Source organism: Flavobacterium sp. RHBU_3, from assembly GCF_046613565.1.
Classification (GTDB): Bacteria; Bacteroidota; Bacteroidia; order Flavobacteriales; family Flavobacteriaceae; genus Flavobacterium.
Map to the genome: position 1 here is coordinate 275,082 of NZ_JBKJHC010000001.1, position 21,496 is coordinate 296,577.

General features: G+C 38.9%; 19 protein-coding genes. 18 read left to right on the top strand and 1 reads right to left on the bottom strand.

What is annotated here, in order from left to right; genetic code table 11:
• Positions 1–151 precede the first annotated feature (151 nt).
• On the bottom strand, positions 152–1,642 hold the full coding sequence (locus tag ACLI1A_RS01265) for a sodium:solute symporter (protein WP_411405253.1): 1,491 nt from the start codon (positions 1,640–1,642) through the stop codon (positions 152–154).
• A 102-nt stretch (positions 1,643–1,744) separates the two neighbouring features.
• On the opposite strand from ACLI1A_RS01265, the gene recR reads away from it, so the two are divergent.
• The 18 genes from recR to ACLI1A_RS01355 all read left to right on the top strand — a co-directional run bounded on the left by recR (position 1,745) and on the right by ACLI1A_RS01355 (position 21,447).
• Positions 1,745–2,365: a recombination mediator RecR gene (gene recR / locus ACLI1A_RS01270; protein ID WP_411405255.1), complete on the top strand. Its 621-nt coding sequence runs from the start codon at positions 1,745–1,747 to the stop codon at positions 2,363–2,365.
• Positions 2,366–2,528: 163 nt separating this feature from the next.
• Positions 2,529–3,524 (top strand): SDR family oxidoreductase, encoded by a 996-nt coding sequence (locus ACLI1A_RS01275; RefSeq protein ID WP_411405257.1) that lies wholly within the window; start codon positions 2,529–2,531, stop codon positions 3,522–3,524.
• Positions 3,524–4,771 (top strand): nucleotide sugar dehydrogenase, encoded by a 1,248-nt coding sequence (locus tag ACLI1A_RS01280; protein WP_411405259.1) that lies wholly within the window; start codon positions 3,524–3,526, stop codon positions 4,769–4,771. The genes ACLI1A_RS01275 and ACLI1A_RS01280 overlap by 1 nt, the downstream gene beginning before the upstream one ends.
• Positions 4,772–4,836: 65 nt before the next feature.
• Positions 4,837–6,231: a UDP-glucose 6-dehydrogenase gene (locus ACLI1A_RS01285; RefSeq protein ID WP_411405261.1), complete on the top strand. Its 1,395-nt coding sequence runs from the start codon at positions 4,837–4,839 to the stop codon at positions 6,229–6,231.
• 20 nt (positions 6,232–6,251) lie between these two features.
• Positions 6,252–7,307: a dTDP-glucose 4,6-dehydratase gene (gene rfbB, locus ACLI1A_RS01290; protein WP_411405263.1), complete on the top strand. Its 1,056-nt coding sequence runs from the start codon at positions 6,252–6,254 to the stop codon at positions 7,305–7,307.
• Positions 7,308–7,321: 14 nt separating this feature from the next.
• Positions 7,322–8,188, top strand: coding sequence for a glucose-1-phosphate thymidylyltransferase RfbA (rfbA, locus tag ACLI1A_RS01295; protein WP_411405265.1), 867 nt, complete (start codon positions 7,322–7,324; stop codon positions 8,186–8,188).
• A complete protein-coding gene (rfbC, locus tag ACLI1A_RS01300) occupies positions 8,189–8,734 on the top strand; it encodes a dTDP-4-dehydrorhamnose 3,5-epimerase (RefSeq protein ID WP_411405267.1) in 546 nt (181 codons plus the stop codon). It begins immediately after the preceding gene.
• Positions 8,735–8,788: 54 nt separating this feature from the next.
• Positions 8,789–9,802: an NAD-dependent epimerase/dehydratase family protein gene (locus tag ACLI1A_RS01305; protein WP_411405269.1), complete on the top strand. Its 1,014-nt coding sequence runs from the start codon at positions 8,789–8,791 to the stop codon at positions 9,800–9,802.
• Between the two features lie 7 nt (positions 9,803–9,809).
• Positions 9,810–10,808: a mannose-1-phosphate guanylyltransferase gene (locus ACLI1A_RS01310; protein ID WP_411405271.1), complete on the top strand. Its 999-nt coding sequence runs from the start codon at positions 9,810–9,812 to the stop codon at positions 10,806–10,808.
• Between the two features lie 40 nt (positions 10,809–10,848).
• A complete protein-coding gene (locus ACLI1A_RS01315) occupies positions 10,849–12,315 on the top strand; it encodes a hypothetical protein (protein WP_411405273.1) in 1,467 nt (488 codons plus the stop codon).
• A 113-nt stretch (positions 12,316–12,428) separates the two neighbouring features.
• Complete coding sequence (locus tag ACLI1A_RS01320; protein ID WP_411405275.1) at positions 12,429–13,634, top strand: hypothetical protein; 1,206 nt, start codon at positions 12,429–12,431, stop codon at positions 13,632–13,634.
• Between the two features lie 298 nt (positions 13,635–13,932).
• Positions 13,933–14,883, top strand: coding sequence for a GDP-L-fucose synthase family protein (locus tag ACLI1A_RS01325; RefSeq protein ID WP_411405277.1), 951 nt, complete (start codon positions 13,933–13,935; stop codon positions 14,881–14,883).
• Positions 14,884–14,901: 18 nt separating this feature from the next.
• Positions 14,902–15,975, top strand: a complete 1,074-nt coding sequence (gmd, locus tag ACLI1A_RS01330) for a GDP-mannose 4,6-dehydratase (protein WP_411405279.1) — start codon at positions 14,902–14,904, stop codon at positions 15,973–15,975.
• Between the two features lie 160 nt (positions 15,976–16,135).
• On the top strand, positions 16,136–17,656 hold the full coding sequence (locus tag ACLI1A_RS01335) for a lipopolysaccharide biosynthesis protein (protein WP_411405281.1): 1,521 nt from the start codon (positions 16,136–16,138) through the stop codon (positions 17,654–17,656).
• A 183-nt stretch (positions 17,657–17,839) separates the two neighbouring features.
• Complete coding sequence (locus ACLI1A_RS01340) at positions 17,840–18,967, top strand: polysaccharide pyruvyl transferase family protein (protein ID WP_411405283.1); 1,128 nt, start codon at positions 17,840–17,842, stop codon at positions 18,965–18,967.
• Positions 18,968–18,971: 4 nt separating this feature from the next.
• Positions 18,972–19,898 carry a glycosyltransferase family 2 protein gene (locus ACLI1A_RS01345; protein ID WP_411405285.1) on the top strand — a complete coding sequence of 309 codons (927 nt, stop codon included), beginning with the start codon at positions 18,972–18,974 and terminating at the stop codon, positions 19,896–19,898.
• On the top strand, positions 19,889–20,875 hold the full coding sequence (locus ACLI1A_RS01350) for a glycosyltransferase family 2 protein (protein ID WP_411405287.1): 987 nt from the start codon (positions 19,889–19,891) through the stop codon (positions 20,873–20,875). The genes ACLI1A_RS01345 and ACLI1A_RS01350 overlap by 10 nt, the downstream gene beginning before the upstream one ends.
• Before the next feature lie 29 nt (positions 20,876–20,904).
• On the top strand, positions 20,905–21,447 hold the full coding sequence (locus tag ACLI1A_RS01355) for a serine acetyltransferase (RefSeq protein WP_411405289.1): 543 nt from the start codon (positions 20,905–20,907) through the stop codon (positions 21,445–21,447).
• The last annotated feature ends 49 nt before the right edge of the window (positions 21,448–21,496 follow it).

Below are 21,496 nucleotides of genomic sequence, written 5' to 3' on the forward strand. Positions count from 1 at the left end.
TGCTTCGCCAGTTCGGGCTTGGCCCTCGAGCCGACCGGAGCAAAGCGCAGCGGAGACATCCCAAAGGAATTATAGGGTTTATCCTCTTTCCATGAAAACAGGACAACTCTTAATACTTAATACTTAATACTTAATACTTAATACTTAATACTTAATACTTCACACGCTTACTAATACACAATAGTAACACAAACGTAATCGCTGCATTTACTACTATCAGTTCGTTATCAAAAACATAACTACCAAAGAATGTAGCCGAATTAAGGCTAAGGTACAGCGTAATTAGTGGTGATGCTATACATACCAGCGGTACCAGTTTGTCTTTTACGGTGAGTTTTTTCATAAACAACCCAAAGCTGTACAACCCTAAAAGCGGCCCGTAGGTGTATGACGCGATTTTAAAAATCATACTCACTACCGATGCGTCGTTAATGGCATTGAACACCACAATAACCAAAAACATAAGCAATGAAAATGATATGTGCACAAAGTGGCGTGTGCGTTCGTTGTGAGTGTTTGCGGCGTTTTCGGGTTTATCCATGTTCAGGAAATCTACACAAAATGAGGTAGTAAGTGCCGTAAGTGCCGAATCGGTCGTGGCAAAGGTAGCCGCCGTAAGCCCCAGCAGGAAAACCACACCCGGTATTAAGGTAAGGTGGTGAAAGGCTATTTCGGGGAACAACAAATCCGTACGCGATTTACCGTCTACCATAGGTACCGCTATACCGTTTTGGCTGGCATAAATATACAGCAATGCACCCACGCCCAAAAAGAACAGGTTTATAACCACAAAAGTCCCTGTAAAGGTGAACATGTTCTTTTGTGCTTCGCCTATGTTTTTGCAGCTCAGGTTTTTTTGCATCAGGTCCTGATCGAGCCCCACCATGGCTATGGTAACAAACATACCACCTACAACCTGTTTTACAAAATGGAAACGGCTGCCTATAAAGTCTTCAAAGAAAAATATTTTAGAATAGTTACTCTGCTTTACGGTTTCAAATGCCTGCGGCAGGCTCAGGTTCAGGCTGTCGCAAATAAAGTATATGGTAAAGAATACCGATGATACCAGGAAAAATGTCTGTAGTGAGTCGGTAATGATAATCGTTTTAAGTCCGCCCTTATACGTGTAGGCAAATATCAGCAGCAGCGATATCAGCACCGTTACCCAAAACGGTACACCAAACGCATCAAACACATAGCGCTGCAATACTATAACCACAAGGTACAAACGGAAAGCCGAACCTATAGTACGGCTGATAAGGAATATCATGGCCGATGTTTTGTAGCTGTATGTGCCCAGCCTGCCTTCTATATAGCCGTATATGGAAGTAAGGTTCAGCCTGTAGTATAAGGGAAGCAATACCTTGGCAATAATAATAAAACCCAGTGCATTACCCAGTATAAACTGAAAGTATTTAAACTGTTCGCCGCTTGGCGCCCCCACCTCGCCGGGAACCGATATAAACGTAACGCCCGACAGCGCCGTGCCTATCATCCCGAAGGCTACCAGGTACCACTTACTGTTTTTATTGGCCTTAAAAAAAGTATCGTTACTACTGTCGTTACGGCTTACAATGCGCGAAATAAGAATCAGTACACCGAAGTAAACAATGATGATAGAAAGTATGGTTATAGGGCTCATGCGTTATCGTTTGTATCGCAAAGCAACTAAAAATTTTTTGAAATCCGGTAGGGTAGTACCGAAATAGCAGGTGCGGTTTAAATTTTATATCTTTGTGAGGTTATGGAGATGTCGTCTAAATTACTTGAAAATGCCGTAGCTGAAATTTCCCAGCTGCCCGGTATAGGCAAACGCACCGCACTGAGGCTGGTGCTGCACCTGCTGCGTCAGCCAGCAGAGCAAACACAGTTGCTTAGTGATGCCCTGCTGAAAATGAGGAACGATATACTGCATTGTAAAAGCTGTCATAACATAAGCGATACCGAGGTGTGCACCATATGTGCCAATCCGCTGCGCGATGCTTCACTGATATGTGTGGTAGAAGACATTCGAGATGTAATGGCCATAGAAAACACCGGCCTCTTTAAGGGGATTTACCATGTTTTGGGAGGTAAAATTTCGCCCATAGACGGTATTGGCCCCAGCCAGCTGAACATAGCTACCCTGGTAGAAAAGGTGCGCAATGGCGGTGTAGCCGAACTCATCTTTGCGCTGAGCAGTACCATGGAGGGCGATACCACTAACTTTTATATTTACCGTCAGGTAAAAGATACGGGAGTGGCTACTTCGGCAATAGCGAGGGGTATTGCGGTGGGCGATGAGCTGGAGTTTGCCGATGAGGTAACCCTGGGGCGCAGTATAGTGCACCGTGTACCGTTTGAAAATTCGCTTAAAAGTACGTAGTACTGGCTTTAAGATTTACAGGTTGTTGCAGAATGCAATAATAGTTACTGTTTTGTGTTATAACCTGCGAAGCCAAACTATAAGCATAAATAACATTTTGTTAAATTTTTACTGTTTATATTTGCAACCGAGAGCTTAAAAACCGGTTTCGATATTAAATTTTATGGAAAACTCCGAAATAAAAGTACTGATTACCGGTGGGGCGGGCTTTATAGGTTCTGCCTTGTGTGATTATTTCATTTCAAAGAAATATTCGGTTACCTGCCTGGATAACCTGGCTACAGGCCATAAGAAGAACATTGCCCACCTTTTAGACAATCCGCTGTTTACCTTTATTGAAGGAGATATAAGGAATATAGAAGACTGCCGCACAGCAGTAGCGGGCGCCCAGTATGTGCTGCACCAGGCGGCATTAGGCTCGGTGCCGCGTTCTGTGGCCGACCCCATAACCAGTAACGATGTAAACGTGGGCGGTTTCCTGAATATGCTTGTGGCAAGCCGCGATGCCGGGGTGAAGCGCTTTGTGTATGCAGCCAGTTCTTCTACGTATGGCGACAGTAAAAACCTGCCTAAGGTAGAAGATGTTATAGGTAAGCCACTATCGCCTTACGCGGTTACCAAGTACGTAAACGAATTGTATGCCGATGTTTTTGGTAAAGTATACGGGCTGGAAACCATAGGGCTGCGCTACTTTAATGTTTTTGGGCGCAGGCAGGACCCTAACGGGGCCTATGCAGCGGTGATACCTAAGTTTGTGTCGATGTTTATGCAGCACCAAAGCCCGGTAATAAACGGCACAGGCGATTACTCAAGAGATTTTACGTATATAGATAATGTGGTGCAGGCTAATGATAAAGCATTGTTTGCTACGCACCCCCAAGCGGTAAATACCGTGTATAATGTGGCTTATGGCGAGCGTACTACGCTAAACCAGCTTGTAGAAGGACTTAAGAAATATCTTTCGGCCTTTGATGCTGCCATAGCAAATGTTGAGGTAATTTACGGGCCTGAACGTGCAGGCGACATACCACACTCACTGGCAAGTATAGATAAGGCCAAAGAATTACTGGGGTACAACCCTCAGTTTTCTATGGACGAAGGTTTACAGCAGGCAGTGGGCTGGTATTGGGAAAATTTAAAACCGGTTTCTATTAAATAATGAAAATAGCAGTTATAGGCTTAGGGTACGTGGGGCTGCCACTGGCGGTGCTTATGGCAAAACAATACCCGGTGGCCGGATTTGATATAAAACAAGACAGGGTTGCCCAGCTTAAGGCAGGCGATGATATTACCCTTGAGGTAGAGTCGGCGGTACTTAAGGAGGTTCTTAAGGGAAGTTTTCCTGAGGAGGAAGGGCTTTTTATAACGTCTGACCTTGACGGAATAAGAGATTGTAATTTCTACATTGTTACGGTACCTACACCGGTAGATAAAAACAACAGGCCCGATCTTACGGCGCTGTACAAAGCCAGTGAAACGGTGGGTAAGGTGCTTAAGAAAGGTGATATTGTAGTATATGAATCTACCGTATATCCGGGTGTTACCGAAGAAGAATGTGTACCGGTACTGGAACGCGTAAGCGGTCTTACCTTTAATAAGGACTTTTTTGCAGGCTATTCGCCGGAGCGTATTAACCCCGGAGATAAGCTGCATACGGTAGAAAAAATTATAAAGGTTACTTCGGGTTCTACGCCCGCTGCTGCCGATAAAATAGATGCGGTATACGGTTCGGTAATTACTGCCGGCACGCACAAAGCACCAAGCATCAAGGTGGCCGAGGCTGCTAAGGTTATTGAAAATTCGCAACGCGATATTAACATAGCCTTTGTTAACGAGCTTTCTAAGATATTTAACCTGCTGCACATAGATACCTATGATGTGCTGGAGGCTGCCGGTACAAAATGGAATTTCCTTCCGTTTAAACCGGGGCTTGTAGGCGGGCACTGTATAGGAGTAGACCCATACTACCTGGCACAAAAGGCGCAGGAAGCAGGCTACCACCCCGAAATAATACTGGCAGGCCGCAGGCTAAACGACAGTATGGGAGAGTACGTGGCATCGCAACTGATTAAGAAAATGATAAAAGGAGGTGTTGTGGTAAACGGCGCCAGCATACTTGTTTTGGGTATTACCTTTAAGGAGAACTGCCCCGATGTGCGCAATACCAAGATTGTTGATGTAATAGGTGCGCTGAAAGATTACGGAGTGTCTATAACATTATACGACCCGTGGGCCGACCCTGCTGAGGTAATGCATGAGTACGGACTGGTAAGCCATACCGAGCTGCCGCAAGGTAAATACGATGCTGTTTTTGCCGGAGTGGCGCATAAAGAGTTTAAAACACTAAAGCTTGCAGATGTTTGTAACGAAGTGAGTGTGGTGTACGACTTCAAAAAAATATTTTAAAAATTTCACGATAATTAAAATAGTCTTAATTTCGTGGGCTATAGTAGTAAAAAGATCATTTTATAATGAGCAAAATAAAAAACATTTGCTGTATCGGAGCTGGTTATGTAGGTGGCCCTACAATGGCAGTGATAGCAGCAAAATGTCCGGATATAAAAGTTACGATCGTAGATCTTAATGCCGCCAGGATAGCTGCCTGGAATGATGAAAACCTAGATAATTTGCCGGTTTATGAGCCGGGCTTAGATAAAATTGTAGCCCAGGCGCGTGGCCGTAACCTGTTTTTTAGCACTGAAGTAGAAAAGGCTATAGACGAGGCCGAAATGATATTTATTTCGGTTAATACCCCTACAAAAACCTATGGTGTTGGTAAGGGTATGGCGGCCGACCTGAAGTATATAGAACTTTGCGCAAGGCAGATAGCCTCTGTAGCAAAAACCGATAAAATAGTTGTAGAAAAATCTACGCTTCCGGTGCGTACTGCCGAAGCTATTCGCAGTATACTGGATAATACCGGAAACGGGGTAAAGTTCCAGATACTTTCTAACCCCGAGTTTCTTGCCGAAGGTACAGCGGTAGAAGATTTGCTAAACCCGGACAGGGTGCTTATAGGTGGCGAAACTACCGAAGGCGGCGAAAAAGCCATGCAGGCACTTGTAGAAGTGTATGCTAACTGGATTCCTGCCGAAAGGATACTTACCACTAATGTGTGGTCGTCTGAGCTTTCTAAGCTTACGGCAAATGCATTTTTGGCACAAAGGGTATCTTCTATAAATGCCATGTCTGAGCTTTGTGAGAAAACAGGAGCCGACGTAAACGAAGTGGCTAAGGCTATAGGTATGGACAGCCGTATAGGGCCTAAATTCCTTAAGGCATCTGTAGGGTTTGGTGGATCATGTTTCCAGAAAGACATCCTGAACCTGGTATATATAGCAAAAAGCTACGGGCTTAATGAAGTGGCCGATTACTGGGAACAGGTAATTATAATGAACGACCACCAGAAAAGGCGTTTTGCTGCCAATATTGTAAAAACACTTTACAATACCGTATCGGGCAAAAAGATAGCATTCCTGGGCTGGGCGTTTAAAAAAGATACAAACGATACCCGCGAATCTGCTGCGATTTATGTAGCCGATGACTTGCTAAACGAGCAGGCCAATGTAGCGGTGTACGACCCTAAGGTAGAGGCTGGCCATATGTATGCCGACCTGGACTACCTGGAAACCCGCAGTGCAGCAGAAAATGCCAAAGGGCTTACCGTGTTTAACGATCCTTATGAGGCGCTGCAAGGTGCACATGCTATTGCGGTACTAACAGAGTGGGATGAGTTTAAAGGATACGACTGGCAGCGCATTTATGATAATATGAACAAACCTGCTTTTGTATTTGACGGGCGTAACCTGCTGGACGCTGATAAGCTTAGGGAGATAGGTTTCTTTTTTAATGCTATTGGTAAATAGTTTATATAATTAAAGAGTTGATGAAGAAGATAGTAATTACCGGAGGTGCCGGTTTTATAGGGTCGCATGTAGTAAGGAGGTTTGTAAACAACTATCCTGATTACGATATTTATAACCTTGATGCACTTACCTACGCCGGTAATCTTGAAAATATAAAGGATATAGAAGATAAGCCAAACTACAAGTTTATTAAGGCAGATATTACCGATGCCGCTGCTATATCGGCTCTTTTTAAAGAGCATGCTTTTGATGGCGTTATCCACCTTGCTGCCGAGTCGCATGTAGACAGGTCTATTACAGATCCGCTTGCTTTTGTGCGTACTAATGTAGAAGGTACGCTAAACCTGCTTAATGCGTTTAAAGAACTTTGGGCAGGCAACTTTAACGGTAAAAGGTTTTACCACGTAAGTACTGATGAGGTGTATGGTACACTGGGTGCCGAAGGCCTTTTTACAGAGGAAACCCCTTATGCGCCTAATTCGCCGTATTCTGCCAGCAAAGCCGCGTCAGATCATTTTGTGCGTGCCTATGGCGAAACCTACGGATTGCCATACGTGCTTACAAACTGTAGTAACAACTACGGGCCAAACCATTTTCCTGAAAAACTGATACCGTTATTCATTAATAATATTATCAATAATAAGAGCCTTCCGGTGTATGGTGATGGTAATTATACCCGCGACTGGCTTTTTGTTATAGACCATGCTGTTGCTATAGATAAGGTTTTTCATGAAGGTAAAAACCACCAAACGTATAACATTGGCGGGTTTAACGAGTGGAAAAACATAGACCTTGTAAGATTGCTTTGCAAGGTTATGGATGCTAAACTGGGTAGGGCAGAAGGTGAAAGCGAGAAGCTTATCACTTATGTAAAAGACCGTCCCGGGCACGACCTGAGGTATGCTATAGATGCCTCAAAAATTAACAAGGAATTAAACTGGGAGCCTTCGGTTACTTTTGAAGAAGGTCTTAATTTTACAGTCGATTGGTTCCTGAATAACCAGGAGTGGCTAAAAAATGTTACTTCCGGAGCGTACATGAAGTATTACGATAATCAATATACAAACCGGGTATAACCCGTATATAGCCTATGAAAGGTATTATTTTAGCCGGAGGATCGGGTACCAGGCTGCATCCGCTTACACTGGCGGTAAGCAAGCAGCTTATGCCGGTATACGACAAGCCCATGATTTATTATCCGCTGTCTACACTAATGATGGCCGGTATACGTGATATACTTATTATATCTACCCCAAAAGATTTGCCTTTATTCAGGGATTTGCTGGGCGATGGTAATAAGTATGGCTGTACGTTTCAGTATGCCGTGCAGGACCAGCCAAACGGACTTGCCGAGGCTTTTATAATAGGCGAAGAATTTATAGGTACAGATAAAGTAGCCCTTATACTGGGTGATAATATTTTTTACGGTGCCGGGCTGGGCAAGCTGCTGCAAAGCAACATAGACCCCGATGGTGGTATTATATATGCCTACCACGTGCACGACCCTGAACGCTATGGTGTTGTAGAGTTTGATGCCGATGGCAAAGCACTTTCTATAGAGGAAAAACCGCTTCAGCCCAAGTCGCACTATGCCGTGCCGGGTATTTATTTTTATGACAATGATGTGGTGCGTATAGCCAAGAGCATAGAGCCAAGCCCAAGGGGTGAACTGGAAATTACTGACGTAAATAAATATTATCTTGCTAATAATAAACTAAAAGTTAGTATCTTGGACCGCGGTACAGCATGGCTAGATACCGGAACATTTCAGTCGTTAATGCAGGCTTCTCAATTTGTTGAGGTAATTGAAGAACGCCAGGGCCTTAAAATAGGAGCTATAGAGGGAGTGGCTTATGAAATGGGATATATAACCGAACAACAGTTTAGAGATCTTTGTGCACCGCTGCTAAAAAGCGGATACGGCAAAAAGCTTCTTTCTTTGATTGATACCAAATAAATGAATATAGTTCTTACCGAAATTGAAGGTTGCTTTATCCTTGAGCCACGTGTGTTTAACGATGGCAGGGGGTATTTTTACGAAAGTTATAATAAAAATACGTTTAAGGCAGTAACCGGCCTTGATGTAAATTTTGTTCAGGATAACCAGTCGTTCTCGTCAAAAGGGGTGCTTCGTGGCCTTCATTACCAGATAGGTGATGCTGCACAGGCAAAACTGGTGCGTGTAGTGCAGGGCGCTGTGATTGATGTGGCTGTAGACCTGCGCAGAGGATCGGCTACATTTGGTAAACACGTTGCTGTAGAGCTTAGTGCAGATAATAAAAGGCAGCTTTTTGTGCCGCGTGGTTTTGCCCACGGCTTTGTAGTACTTAGTGATGAAGCTGAGTTTGCGTATAAATGCGATAACTTTTATTCTAAAGAACACGAAAGGGGCGTTATATATAACGATGCCCAACTGAATATAGACTGGAAATTTGCTGGGGCAGATTTACTGGTTTCAGAAAAAGATGCTATTCTGCCGGCTCTTGCCGATGCGGAATACTAAAACGACACACACAATTACGGCGCACTTATAATAGCTGTAACAGTAAGATATTTTATGCTAAAAGTATTAGTAACCGGGGCTGCCGGTTTTATAGGGTTTCATCTTGCAGAAAAGCTTTTGGCTAAAGGACATACCGTTGTAGGTATAGACAGCATTAACGATTATTATGATACATCGCTAAAATACGCACGTCTTAACCAAAGTGGTATTGCTGCCGAAAATGCGGGGTGGAATACCGAAATTAAAAGTACGGTTCACCCGGATTATTCTTTTTTCAGGATAAAACTGGAAGACAAAGACGCATTATTTTCTTTGTGTGATACACATAAATTTGATATTATTGTAAACCTTGCGGCTCAGGCGGGTGTGCGCTATTCGTTAGAGAATCCGCATGCGTATGCAGAGGCTAATGTAATAGGTTTTTTAAATATATTAGAGGCTGCACGCCACTTTTCTGTAAGGAAAGTAGTATATGCCAGCTCATCTAGCGTATATGGTGCCGGTGGTGTAATGCCGTTTTCGGTAAACCAAAGTGTAGATAAACCGGTGTCGTTGTATGCTGCTACTAAAAAGAGTAATGAGCTTATGGCGTATACCTACAGCCATCTTTTTGGTATAAAAATGATAGGCTTAAGGTTTTTTACGGTGTATGGGCCATGGGGAAGGCCAGATATGGCCATGTTCCTTTTTACAGATGCTATACTTAAGGGTAAGCCTATTAAGGTATTTAATAACGGTAACCTTTCCAGGGATTTTACATATGTAGATGATATTGTAGGAGGGGTAATATCGGCCATAGAAACCGAAAAACCCGAACTGCCGCTGTATGAAGTGTACAATATAGGAAACAGTAAGCCGGTACAGTTAGAAAGGTTTATAGATACCATAGAAAAATATGCCGGTAAAAAGGCAATAAAGGAATATATGCCAATGCAGCCGGGAGATATGGAAGCTACCTGGGCCGATGTGGAGGATTTTAAGCAGAACTATAATTACAACCCGGCGACAGACCTTGAACAAGGCGTTGCAAAATATGTGGAGTGGTTTCAGTCGTACTATAAAATATAAATAGCTAATGAGTAAAATTACACATGTTATCCTTACCGGTGGTGTAGGGAGCCGTTTATGGCCTTTATCAAGGAAAAGCAGGCCAAAGCAATACCTGGCAATTTTTGGCGGTAAATCGCTTTTTGAAATGACTGCTGAAAGGAATAATGCTTTTGCAAACAACCTTATAGTAGTGGGTAGTATAGATAACTGCCATCTTTCTAAAGAAATACTTACGTCTTGTAATACAGAATATCTGGATGTGGTGGAAGCGGTGCCAAGGAATACAGCTGCAGCCATAGCATTTGCGGCATTTGCATCTCAGCCCGATGATATTCTTATAGTAACCCCTTCAGATCATATTATTGAAGGCGCAGAGGCGTATAAACAAGCTATTGATGAAGCTGTAGAAAAAGCAGCTAACGGATATATTGTAACTTTCGGTGTACATCCTACAAAGCCTGAAACCGGTTATGGTTACATAGAACACAAAGGTGACGAGGTGCTTTCGTTTCGCGAAAAGCCAAACCAAGTTACTGCCCAGGAGTTTATAGACAGGGGTAATTTCCTTTGGAACAGTGGTATGTTCTGTTTTAAAGCATCGGTACTGCTTGATGAGTTAAAAACATACCAGCCTGAAGTGTACGAAAAATCACTTGCGGCATGGAATGCATCGCCGGACGGTAAGCTTGATGAAGAGCTTTCGCTGCAAATACCATCAATCAGTATAGACTATGCCGTAATGGAGCGTAGTAAAAAGATAAGGGTTGTTCCGGCTATGTTTAAGTGGTCTGACCTTGGTTCTTTTGATTCGGTGTACGATTACCTGAAAAAAATGGGCCATAGTGTAGATGAAAACGGTAACATGGTTATAGGTACAGATAATTATACGGCATTCCTAGGGCTTGAGAATACTATTTTTGTACACACACCTACGGCAAACCTTATACTGCACAAAGAACACTCTCAGGAGGTTAAAAATATATACAGCCAGCTGGAAAAATACAAGTCTAAGCTGATTGATTAAGAGTTAGGTTTTACTATTGTAATATTAACAATAACGATGCTTGGGCTGGCTTAAGACAAAAAGAGAATATGTAAACTCTGTAAAATGGGGCGCTTATGGTATAGGCGTAAGTTTTTTTAAGCAGGTATGCCTCTTGCCGGCGTTTCTTCATGCGGTAGGGTATAACCAGTACTCGTTTTGGCTTGTTTTGTTCTCTATATCCTCTCTAATTGCCAGTGTGTCGTTAGGGCACTATCATTTTGTAGCAAATTATTTTAATTTGGTCTATAAGAAAGGGGCTGATCCTGAAGGGGTTTTGAAACCCGTTGTAGCTTCAAATTTTATATATGCTATACTTCAGGTTTTGGGGGTTATTTTTGTTTGTTTACCTGGTGTTTTGTCTATGTTTTCTGGTTTTTCAGAAAGTTATATAGCTGATTTTCAAGGTGAATTTTGTTTTATTTTTCTGTTTGTTTCGCGCGTGTTGTTTTTTTATGCAACACTATTTTTAGGAAGGTTGCTAGAGCCCTTTGGTTATGTTAGGGAGACAATGAAAATTCAAACTGTAGGAGATCTTTTTGATGTGCTTATTACGTTGTTAGTAGTGTTGATAACAGGAAGCCTTTTGTATGCTTGTTTTGCAGTTGCGCTTACAAGCGCGTTGTTTTTTTTAGTAGTAAGTGCACATGTAAAAAAGCGCTTGGGTTTCAGTCTCCGGTTACATTTTTCTAAATTCGGTGAAGGGATAGCTTTTATAAAGGAGTCTTTTTTGCTAAATGCCAGTTTTTTTGTAGAGAAAGCTTACGAACAGGGTGTTAACTTAATAGTGGTTTTGTTTTTTTCGGCACAATGCCTGCCAATTTTTGCTACAACACGGGTAATATCAAATGTGTTTTACCGGTTTTCGCTGATTTCAATTTTGCCATTATTTCCTGAAATACAAAAGTATTATGTGTTAGGGAATTACAAGTATACAGCAAGGGTAATGCAAAAGTTTTGGGTGTATTCATCATTTGCTATAATTTTGGTAATAGTTTTGGTTTTTAAACTGTTGCCATATATTTATGAGCTTTGGACCAAAGGTGAAATTAAATTTAATTTAGGACTGATAACTTCGTTATTTATTGGTGTTTTGTTTCAAAACTTTGCTACGATTATATATGAGTTCTTTAAAAAAGTGAATCTTTCCTGGCAAATGTTATTGCTTAATGTAATACGCGTTGCAGTAATATGTTTGGGGATGTTTTTGTTTGGTCGAATAAACTATATACCGGGTCTGGGTATCGCTTTTTTATCTGCCGAACTTTTATGCTGTTTTACCGGTTTTGCATTTTTGCAAAACATTTTTGGAGAACAACTTAAAAAAAGACAAATAGTATACTATTTGTTTCCGGTATTGTTTTTTTCGTGTACCTTAGGGATGTACATGATTTTCGAAAATTACTTGCTGGTTTGCGCCGGTGGTTTAGTTTCGCTGGGGGTTATATATAAACTGCAGAGAATGTTTTCTGTACAAAAAGACGGATAACTATGGTGTTGTTTGCGTGTTTTTTATGGTTGTTACTAGTGTATGCTGATTCTTATTTTTATGCTGTAGACAGGAATGTTTTTTCTCCGCTGCGGTTTATTACGCTTAGGTTTATGCTTCAGCATCTCCCTTTTATATTGTTTTGTGCGTTTTTTCCGCATGATTTTATGCCCCGAATTTTATCGGTATGTAATGTAACATTAGAGGAAGCATTTGTAAAATATACATTGATACAAACTATAGCTTATTATAGCTTATTAGGTGGGTTTTCTATAATAAGAGGTTCAAATAAGACTGAGGTCATAAAAAGAAAATATGCTTTAAATGTAAAAGTATTGTTGTATTTGTCTATTCTTTTTTATGCCGTAGGCTTGGGTGCTTATTTTGTTTTTTTAAGTCGTATAGGAGGGTTGCAATATCTTTTAAACCATATTTCAGAGAAGGTTATGTTGCAACGGGGACAGTATGTGCTGGGGTTGCTTAATTTGTTTTATATAGTACCGCTTATGCTTATGCTTAGGTTGTCGTACACAAAATATGTTGGCGATAAGATTTTTTTAGTATTATCTATTATTACTTATTTATTTATCGCAAATTCGTTGGGGGCAAGGGAACCTACAATTGTTTTTGTAGCATTGCTTATCATAGGGTATAATTATATTTTTAAGCCTATCGTGTTAAGTAAAAAAACGTTCCTGAGAGTAGCGGCACTAGTTCCTTTTTTTATTGCCTACATGATGGTAGTGCCTTTTCTAAGGCATGATTTTAAAGATGACTTTGCAACAGAATTATCTTTGCATAAAATGGTAAAGAGGTATGTTTATCAGACTTCTTATGTTTATATAGATGTTTTTTGCTGTAATTATTTTAATAAAGACAGAAAATGGGGAATGGATGGGTATTTTGCGCCGATAGTTGCTATAAACGCAAAGGGTGATAAAAAGGATTTGCCTGAGGTAGATCAAGGAGTATATTTTAAGTCTATAGTTGCGGATAAGAAGTATTATAAGCCTCCTTTGCCTCGAGGTAAGTTGTCTGTTTCTTCTTGGCCAACAGAGAATTTTGGATTTGCGTATGCCAATTTTTTATTGCCGGGTATAGTGTTTTTCTATTTTTTGCAAGGAATAATCATTGGCCTTGTTTATAAATGGCGGAATATGTTTCATAAAAATGTTGTGTTGATTGTGCTTTATGTTTACGTTTTATTGTATTTTAATTTCAGCAGTCTTCGGATAGCATTTTTTGTAAAGACGTTACCATTACTATTTTTATGTATGCTTGTTTATAATAAATTTGTGCTGTTGGAAACAAAAAAATAATGCTGTATTATGAGGCAAAGTTTTTTTTGGTCTCTTAATCATTAATTCCGCTGAAAAATTTTAACAATAGTGTTAATTGAAGATTTTTTGAATCTATAAATAATTAGTGTAAAGATTGTTGAAATTTAAAGAATTTATAATGTTGTATCAGTTTAACGCGGTTATTGTAAAATAATTTAACTATTTGAGTTAAAAAAACAATTAGTGTTTAAAGAGAATGTAAAAAAGTTTTACATTTGTTTTTTTTAACATTTTGTTTTTTGGCTTTAGCCTTTAAAACTAAAATATCTAATTAATAATGCAGAAAGATTTAAAGATATATATAGCCGGACATCGCGGTATGGTGGGTAGTGCTATTTGGAGAATATTAGAGTCTAAGGGGTATACAAACCTTTTAGGGTCTACAAGCGCTGAACTTGATTTAAGAGAGCAGGAGGCGGTTCGTAAGTTTATTGCCGAACATAAACCTGATGTGATTATTGATGCAGCAGCACGTGTAGGAGGTATACTTGCTAATAACGATTATCCGTACCAGTTTATTATGGAAAATATGCTGATACAGAATAATCTTATTGATGCAGCGCTAAAGAATAATGTGGAAAAGTTTATTTTTCTGGGTAGTTCATGCATCTATCCTAAATTTGCACCACAACCACTAAAAGAAGAACACTTACTTACTGATTCGTTAGAGCCAACTAATGAGTGGTATGCCATAGCTAAAATTACCGGTGTAAAAGCCTGTCAGGCCATACGCAAACAGTTTGGTAAGGATTATGTAAGCCTTATGCCTACAAATCTTTATGGTACACACGATAATTTTGATCTTAATACATCGCATGTATTGCCGGCTATGCTCAGGAAATTCCATGAAGCTAAGCTTAACGGCAATACCCCTGTAACCCTTTGGGGTAGCGGTACACCTATGCGTGAGTTTTTGTTTGTAGATGATATGGCCGAAGGGGTAATATTTGCACTGGAAAACACACTGCCTGATTATTTATACAATGTAGGTACAGGTGAAGATCTTACTATTAAGGAGCTTGCCGAAACCATACAAAAAATAGTAGGCCATAGCGGTGAGATTATATGGGACAGTACAAAACCAGATGGTACTCCGCGTAAGCTTATGGATGTTTCTAAAATGCACGATTTGGGCTGGAAACACAAAGTTAACCTTGAAGAAGGCATACAAAAAACCTACGACTGGTTTTTAGAGAATATAAAAGATATAAAAAAAGTAACTATATAAAACGAACAATCAATACGTATGAAGACTGCATTAATTACAGGCGTTACAGGCCAGGACGGATCTTATTTAGCTGAACTTTTACTTGAAAAAGGATACATGGTGCACGGTATTAAAAGGAGGGCTTCTTCTTTTAACACTCAGCGTATTGATCATTTGTATCAAGATCAGCACGAAAGTAATGTGAACTTTAAACTTCACTACGGAGATCTTACAGATTCTACTAACATTATTCGTATTATACAGGAAGTACAGCCTGATGAGATATACAACCTTGGTGCTATGAGCCACGTAAAGGTGTCGTTTGATTCACCTGAGTATGTAGCTAACGTAGACGGTATAGGTACATTAAGGATACTTGAGGCTGTTCGTATACTTGGTCTTGAAAAGAAAACAAGGATTTACCAGGCTTCTACATCAGAGCTTTATGGTGGTCTTGAAGAAAATAAAAACGAAAAAGGTTTCTATGACGAAAACTCTCCGTTTTACCCACGCTCGCCTTACGGTGTAGCAAAAATTTACGGTTTCTGGATTACTAAAAACTACCGTGAGGCATACAATATGTACGCTTGTAACGGAGTACTATTTAACCACGAATCGCCACGCAGGGGTGAAACTTTTGTAACCCGTAAAATTACTATGGCTACCGCTGCTATAGCAAAAGGAAAACAAGAGTGCCTGTACCTGGGTAACCTTAATGCACTACGCGACTGGGGCCATGCTAAAGATTATGTAGAGGCTATGTGGCGTATACTACAGCAAGATGTTGCCGAAGATTATGTAATTGCTACAGGTGTTACTACATCAGTACGTGATTTCGTTCGTCTTGCATTTGCCGAAGTAGGTGTAGAACTTGCCTTTGAAGGTGCAGAAGAAAGCGAAACTGCAAAAGTGGTAAAATGTAACAATCCTGAATACCAACTTGAAATAGGTAAAGTTGTTGTGCGTGTAGACCCACAATACTACCGCCCTACAGAGGTAGACCTACTAATAGGCGACCCTACAAAATCTAAAACAAAACTTGGATGGGTTCCTCAATATGACCTTGCCGGTCTTGTTAAGGAGATGGTAGCTGGTGATTTAACTTTGGTTTAATATAAGTTATGATATGAAAATTGTCCTTTACCGCTGTTTAGGCTGGTTTTATACATGCTGATGTGGCTGTAAAGGGTAATTTCTCTTTTTTTTAAGCATGGTAATTGCCATGTTACCTATTGTTCTTGTTTAAGTAATTTCAATATTAATAATCTTTAAATTGTCAAATAATAAAACTATAGCAAAGAATACCTTTTTTTTGTACATAAGGATGTTTCTTACAATGGGGGTTCAGCTGTATACCTCTCGTGTTGTGCTGAATGCTCTTGGAGCAGAAGACTTTGGTATATATAGCGTAGTTGGAGGTATAGTAGTAATGTTCAGCTTTTTTAATGCAGCAATGTCTACGGCTACACAACGATTTTTGGCTATAGATATTGGTAAAGGCGATACAGAACAACTTTCCAGGACATTTAATGCTACAATGATAATCCACTTTGGTATTGCCCTGGCAATACTGGTTTTAAGTGAAACCGTGGGTTTGTGGTTTCTTAATACACAGCTGAATTTTAGCGAAACAAGGTCTACGGCAGTTTTCTGGGTATACCAGTTTTCGGTGCTTACATTTCTTATAAGTGTTTTGCAGGTGCCTTACAATGCACTGATTATATCCCGCGAGCAGATGAACGTCTACGCTTTGTTAAGCATTGTAGAGGTTGTTTTAAAAATGGGTATTGTTGTGCTGCTTTTAGTATTAAATACCGATAAGCTTATACTGTATGCAGGCCTTGTGTTATTGGTTACAGTATTAATTGCCATCAGTTACCGGGTGTATTGCAGCAGGAATTTCGCTGAAAGTAAGTTTAAATGGTATTACGAAAAGGAATATTTTGGTACGCTGCTTTCTTATTCCGGATGGAGTCTTTTCGGAAATTTGGCTGCAGTAGCACGTGGGCAGGGTATTAATATCTTACTTAATATCTTTTTTGGTACCCTTCTTAATGCTGCTTATGGGGTAATGCTCCAGGTGCAGACTGCGGTAAACACATTTGTATTGAATTTCCAGATGGCAATAAACCCGCAGATATTTAAAAGTTTTGCGGAAGGTAATACGTCAAAAATGCATATGCTGATGACCCAGGGAGCAAAGTTTTCGTACTTCCTGATTTTTATTCTGGCAAGCCCTATAATGCTGAACCTGGATTTTATCCTGGCATTATGGCTAAAAGAACCGCCCGAATATACCAGCCTGTTTATAAATTTATGCCTTGTTTTCCTTATGATTGAAACGGTGTCTGGCCCGCTGATTATCGGTGTGCAGGCAACAGGGAAAATAAAATGGTACCAAATTATCCTGGGAACTTTCATCTTTTTAAACTTCCCGATTACCTATGTTACCTATAAGTATTACCCTCAACCGGAGCTGTTCCTTTATATAAGCATTATCATAAGTACAATCTCTTTGATCTTCAGGGTTTTTTACCTGCAAATGCTTGTTTCTTTCAGTGTAAAGGATTTTTTTAGAAGGGTAATTTTACCAATATTGATAGTTACAATCATATCAGGTTTTTTAACATATTTTTTAAATTATAAAATTGATAATTTTATTTCGTTCTGTATTAAGTCATTGATTATTAGTGTTGTTAATCTTTTGGTTATTTGGCTTTTTGGAATATTTAAAGATGAGAAAGTCAGGATTTTAAGCTTTTTGTCTAATAAATTTAAAAAGCGCATACATTAACATTTTGGTATGTGTTTTTTGATATTATTGTGAATAAATGACTAATATGCTAGTGTGATGGAATTAATAGGTTAAATTATGAGTTTAATGTAAATTAAGTTTTAAAATTGATAAATAAGATTTTTAAGATAAGATAATTGCCACATCTTTTTTAATATTCTATATAAAAACAAATTTTAACAAATGAATTACTATAAAAATGTTTATGTTAAGGGTTATGCACAACTTAACCTTGGTGATGATTTATTTTTGGATATTCTTTTTAAACGATATCCTGATGTCTTATTTTATATAGAGTGTGCTGATCATGTTTATGAAAAATTTTTAAGCAAATACCCTAATGTTAAATGTATTTTAAATGATAATTTTTTTTATAGCAGAGTTTTAAATTCTTTTAAAAGAAGGTTTCTTCCGGCTTTATGGAATAAGAATAAAGAGTATCATTTTAGAAAGGTTTTAGATAATGTAGATTCAGTAATTGTTATTGGTGGTTCTATGTATATGCAGCATAGTTTAGATCTTGAAAAAGATTATGATATCAGTTTTTATCGGTTTAGAAATACTTTTTTTTCAGATAAGCCAATTTTTTTCTTAGGGGGGAATTTCGGGCCTTTTTTAACAAATGATTATGTTGAGGCGTATTCTGAAATTTTTAAGAATGCTAAGGATGTGTGTTTTCGCGATGAATATTCGTATAATATTTTTAAAGATGTTAATAATAGAGTTAGATTTAATCCAGATATAGTTTTTAGCTATCAGATAAATGTTCAGGAAAATTTAGAGCCTGAATCAGTCGGTTTCTCAATAGTTTCACCAACTAAGAGTAAGAGTAACATAGATATAGAGGCTTACATACAAAAGTATGCTGATATTGTTCAAGTCTTTGTAGATAAAAATTACATTGTAAAGTTGTTTTCTTTTTGTAAAGATGAAGGTGATGAGGAAATAATTGAAAAAATTTCAAGTAAAATAATAATTAACGATAAATTTCATAAGATTTTTTATGATGGTGACATTCCAGAATTTTTACGTGAATTTGCTTCTGTAGATACAGTTTTTTGTGGTAGATTTCATTCCCTCATTTTAGCAATGTTATTTAACCAGAAAATTGTTCCTGTATCCTACAGTAATAAGATGAAGAATATTTTAAAAGATTTATCTTATAGTGAATTGGTTTTAGATATGGAAGGGCTCATTTCTTTGAGTGTAAATGGAGTTGCTGAAATATCTAGTCGTAACTATGATATCACTAAAGCAAAAGATAACGCTGTTCGCCATTTTGAAAAGTTAGATGATTATTTAATACGTTAATAATATGCTTTCGTTAATTATTCCTGCTTATAAGGTAGAAAAGTACCTGCATGTTTGCCTGGACAGGATACTCGCGCAGTCGTTTTCCGATTATGAAATATTGTTGGTTAATGATGGCAGTCCCGATAACAGTGGGCAAATATGTGATGAGTATGCCGCAAGGGATTCGCGGGTAAAAGTTTTTCATAAAGAAAACGGTGGCGTTAGCTCGGCCCGGAATCTTGCCTTGGAGCATGTAAGCGGGGAGTGGATATTTTTTATCGACTCTGACGACTGGATTGAGAATGGTTGTCTGGAGCAGTTACAGGGATATTTAAATGATTCATCATTAGACCTTGTACAGTTCAATACTTCTCGTACCGATTTAAATTATAATATAAAAACGGCTTATTTTCCGTCGTTAGAAGCATATAGTACTGCAAACTATTTTCAGCCGGCCTTATGGAATTATTTTTTCAGGGCGTCTGTTATAAAAGACAATGGCCTCAGGTTTTCCAAGGAGCTTAAGTATGCTGAGGATTTTGAGTTTGTATTAAAATATTTTGCCCATGTAAGGGCGGTACAAACCACAGACCTTTTAGTCTATAACTATGTGCCTGCCGACGATTCTGCCATGAACCGTATTCCGGTACAGCTTTTTACACAGAATAATTTTTCGGCTGTAAACGGAGTTATAGATTATGTTGCTGCAAAAGATGTTTATAAAGGTTTTTATGTACACAACCTGTATGTGTTTTTAAAATATATACTTCGCACCATGCCGAAGTTTAAAATTAATAAAGAAGAGTTTCGCGAGGCAAAAAGCAGGTATAAAGGTACTTTTAAAAAACTCGTAACTTTCGATAGCCGTTTTAATAAGTTTTTGCTTTTAAAAGCAGCTGATATTTCATTGTCTAATACCTTAACTTTAATTAAACTTATATGGCGTTAGTAAGTATTATTGTGCCGGTATATAATGTAGAGGAATACGTTGAAAAATGTATACAATCGGTTATTGGGCAAACATTTGCCGATATAGAAATTATTCTTGTTAATGACGGTTCGTTAGACGGTTCAGGAAAGATTTGCGACGAATATGCAAAAAAAGACACTCGTGTAGTTTGTATTCATAAACCGAACGGGGGGCTTTCAGATGCCAGGAATGTAGGTTTAAGCCATGCAACTGCTCCTTATGTTTCTTTTGTAGATTCTGATGACTGGATAGAGCCTGATTTTATAGAATGCCTGTATAACGGCTGTGTAAATAATGATGTAATGATTTCATGCTGCGGGCGTTTTTATGCTTACCCGGATTATGCATTTACAAAATATACTTTAAAAGATACGGTAAAATATACACCGCACGAAGCTATTAAACACATGCTAAAAGGCGATGTTATAGACGTAGCCTGTTGGGATAAGATGTTTGTAAAATCGTTATTTGATAATTACAAGTTCCCAAAAGATGAAATCCACGAAGATATGGCCATTATGTTTGATATTTTCCTGGAGACAAACGGCTGTGTGCATGTTGCGAAACCATTGTACCATTACAGGCAAAGGGCACTGAGTATTACCAAGCAGAAGTTCTCAGATAAAAGCCTTGTGATTATAAAGAATATTAACCATGTGCGTAACCTGCTGAAGGATAAGCCGGGGTTAAGTTCTGCCGGAGATGCGTTTTATTACAGGATGCTGAAAAATCTTTGTACCGTTTTTTATAATGCAAAAGGGCAGAATGATTATAAGGAAGAATTTAATTCTGTAAAAAAGGAACTTAGAAACAGTATATTTAAGATATTTGCCAATGGCGATTTACTGCTTACAGATAAGCTTTCGGCCTTAATGGTAGTTTCTCCGTTTTATGTAGGGGTAAAAAAGGTATTTACCGCCGTTACCCATAAAGCAAGCAGTAAAAAGGCTAACTGATCTTAATCAATTAACAGTACAGGCAAGCGATGACATTTAAGGAATATATACAGAAGGACAGGGAAAAATACGAGTTTTTGCATTCGCGGAAACAGAGGCTCATGAAAATGATTTTCAGGGAACACGAATATGTAATCTGGAAATTTGTAGTTTTATTGAGAAAAGAAGAGTTTTATTTCAATAAAGGGAATATGCTTTTAAGCGGTTATTACCGTAGGAGGAAAAATATCCTGGGAGAGCGTTTAGGGTTTACAATACCTAAAAACGTTTTTGCCGAAGGTTTACTGGTATGGCATTATGGTAATATTGTAATAAATGCTATGGCACGCGTAGGCAAGAACTGTATTTTGCACGGAAATAACTGTATAGGGAATAACGGTAAAGGTGATAACAACAATAATCCGGTAATAGGCGACAACGTAGACATAGGCGTGGGTGCAGTAGTTATCGGAGATGTATATATAGCAGATAATGTTATAATAGCTGCAGGTGCTGTTGTAAATAAAAGTGTTAACGAGCCTAATGTTGTTGTTGCGGGTATTCCGGCAAAAATCATAAAACGTTTATCTTAACTCATTCAGAGAAAAGTAATGGAGGTGTTTCTATTTATATTATTGGCGG